The sequence below is a fragment of the Corallococcus carmarthensis genome (assembly GCF_003611695.1).
Taxonomy (GTDB): domain Bacteria; phylum Myxococcota; class Myxococcia; order Myxococcales; family Myxococcaceae; genus Corallococcus; species Corallococcus carmarthensis.
The window spans coordinates 1-2,477 of the sequence record NZ_RAWE01000428.1 but is presented as its reverse complement, the minus strand read 5'-3'; the positions used below and the strand labels follow the sequence as shown (position 1 = coordinate 2,477).

At 71.3% G+C, this 2,477-nt stretch carries 2 protein-coding genes and 1 pseudogene; 2 read left to right on the top strand and 1 reads right to left on the bottom strand.

Going from position 1 to position 2,477, the window contains the following annotated elements; translation table 11 throughout:
- Both D7X32_RS44100 and serB read left to right on the top strand, forming a co-directional pair.
- A partial coding sequence (locus D7X32_RS44100) for a serine/threonine protein kinase (protein WP_147450524.1) occupies positions 1–913 on the top strand: 913 nt, incomplete at its 5' end.
- Positions 914–1,011: 98 nt separating this feature from the next.
- Entirely contained in the window at positions 1,012–2,214 is a 1,203-nt protein-coding gene (gene serB, locus D7X32_RS44095; RefSeq protein WP_120608443.1) for a phosphoserine phosphatase SerB, read from the top strand.
- A gap of 13 nt (positions 2,215–2,227) precedes the next feature.
- Here the strand turns inward: serB and D7X32_RS44090 are convergent.
- A pseudogene (locus D7X32_RS44090) lies at positions 2,228–2,477 on the bottom strand (GspE/PulE/PilB domain-containing protein); the annotation flags it as partial.

Sequence of the window (2,477 nt, the reverse complement as noted above, 5' to 3'; positions counted from 1 at the left end):
CTCCGCTCCCGCAGCCCCGGTCCCCAATGCCGCCGCCGCCGCTGCCGCGAAGGGCTCCGGCGACCTGGACCTGCGCTACCAGAAGTTCGACCCCATCGGCACGGGGCCGCTGGGCACGGTCTTCAAGGGCCGCTACAACGCGCTGGGGTTGGACATCTGCATCAAGGAGCTGAAGGACATCTTCGGCTACTTCTCCTTCCTGCAGCGCGGGGAGGTCCTCAAGCGCCTGAAGAAGGAGCTGTGCGCGCAGGCTCAGGTGCGCCACCCGGGCGTGGTGCAGATCATCGACCAGAACGTGGACTCGGCGCGGCCCTACTTCGTGGTGGAGCTGATGCGCGGCAGCCTGAAGGAGCGGCTGGAGGCGTCCGGCGGCAAGGGCATCGAGGTGCCGCACGCGCTGCGCACGTTCCTGCAGCTGGCGTACGGCCTCCGGGCCGCGCACGCCGCGGGGCTCACCCACCACAACATCAAGCCGGAGAACGTCCTCTTCGACGCGTACGGCAACGCGAAGCTCGCCGACTTCGGCATGAGCCGCGTGGTGGAGGTGGACGCCACCAAGGGCATGCCCCAGGTGTTCGTGGGCACGGGCGGCATGGTGTACATGGCGCCGGAGCTGATGAACCGGGGCGCCAAGGAGCCGGGCCCGTCCGCGGACGTGTACGGCCTGGGCATCCTGCTCTACGAGATGTTCACCGGTCAGATTCCGGGCCGCCGCTCGCCGCTGCCCTCGGAGGTGAACCCGGAGGCGCCCAGCGGGTTGGATCAGCTCTTCGACAAGGCCACGCAGGACAAGCGCGAGCAGCGCTACCCGGACGTGGACGCGATGCTGGAGGACTTCTACAAGGCCTTCCCGGAGCGCGAGTACCTGGAGCGCGGCTCGCTCATCGTGTCGTCGGATCCGGCGCAGGAGTAGCCGTCGGCCGGGCAGGCGGGCCTGCTTCGTGAGGCTCGCCGTCTCCGGAGGGACGGGCTCGCCCGTCCCGATATGGACCTGTCAGACTGCGGCGCGCCATGACCGCGCGCCCCTCCGACAGCGTCCTCCTCACCGTCACCGGAAGGGACGGCCCCGACATCACCGCCCGCCTCACCGGCCTGCTCGCGCAAGCGGGCGCGGAGCTGCTCGACGTGGAGCAGGTGGTGGTGCAGGGCCTGCTCACCCTGGCCCTGTGGGTGCGCCTTCCGGAGGGCGCCCGCGTGGGTGAATCCCTCCAGGCGCTCCCCGAGCTGGCCCGTGAGCTGGGCGTCTCCGTGGACGTCCGAGCGGTGCCGCCGGGCGCCACGCCCGTGGGGCCCGAACCCCTGCGCTACGTGGTCACCGCGGTGGGCAAGGCGCTGGGGGTGCATGACGTGCACGCGCTGACGCAGAAGCTTTCGGCGGGGAACGCGCGCGTGGAGCGGATCACCCGGCTGAGCGAGACGCCGCTCACTGCGGTGGAGCTGCACGTCACGCTGCCGCCGGACGCGGATCCTTCGGCGCTCAAGCGCGCGCTCCTGGCGCTGTCCATGGCGAGCCCCACGTTCGACGTGGCCCTCCAGCGCGAGAGCCTCTACCGGCGCGGCAAGCGGATGGTGGTGATGGACATGGACTCCACGCTCATCCGCATCGAGGTCATCGACGAGCTGGCGCGGGCGTACGGCGTCCACGCGAAGGTGGCCGCCATCACCGAGCGCGCGATGCACGGGGAGATGGACTACGACGAGTCGCTGCGCCAGCGCGTGGCGCTGCTGGCCGGGCTGGACGCGCGCGTGCTGCACGACCTGGCCGCGAACCTGCCGCTCACCGAAGGGGCGCAGACGCTCATCCGCGTGCTCCGGCGCCTGGGCTACCGCACCGCGGTCATCAGCGGCGGCTTCTCCGTGGCGGCGGAAGCGCTCCAGAAGCGGCTGGGCATCGACTTCGCGTACTCCAACGCGCTGGAGGTCCAGGACGGGAAGCTCACCGGCCGCACCGTGGGTACCATCGTCAACGCGCGCCGCAAGGCGGAGCTGCTGGAGACGCTGGCCTCGCAGGAGGGCATCCTCCTGGAGCAGGTCATCGCCGTGGGCGACGGGGCCAACGACCTGCTGATGCTGGAGAAGGCGGGCCTGGGCATCGCCTTCCGCGCCAAGCCGAAGCTGCGCGAGGCCGCCGACACGTCCATCTCCGCCGGCGGGCTGGACACCATCCTCACGCTGCTGGGGCTCACCGCGCGCGAGCTGCGCGAGGTGGGCTGAAAAGCCGCGCGGGTCAGAGGCGCATGCGCGCGGCCAGCTCGCGCTGCTGAACCTGGCCCTTCTCGAAGACGAGCTCCAGGAGGGCGCGGAGGATCTTCGAGCTCTTCTCCTGGTTCTGCTGCACCGTCTGCAGACGGGCCAGGTCCTCCTCCGTCCACTCGGAGGTGGGCGAGCCGCCCGCGAGGATTTCATCCAGGATGTCCGCGGCGCTGGAGTTCGCGCTCGCGGCGGCGGGCGCGGGGGCCGCGCGCGGCGCAGGGGCG

What these genes read in the sequence shown, in the direction of transcription:
- serB (WP_120608443.1), top strand. Translation starts at nt 1,012, where the DNA reads ATGACCGCGCGCCCCTCCGACAGCGTCCTCCTCACCGTCACCGGAAGG.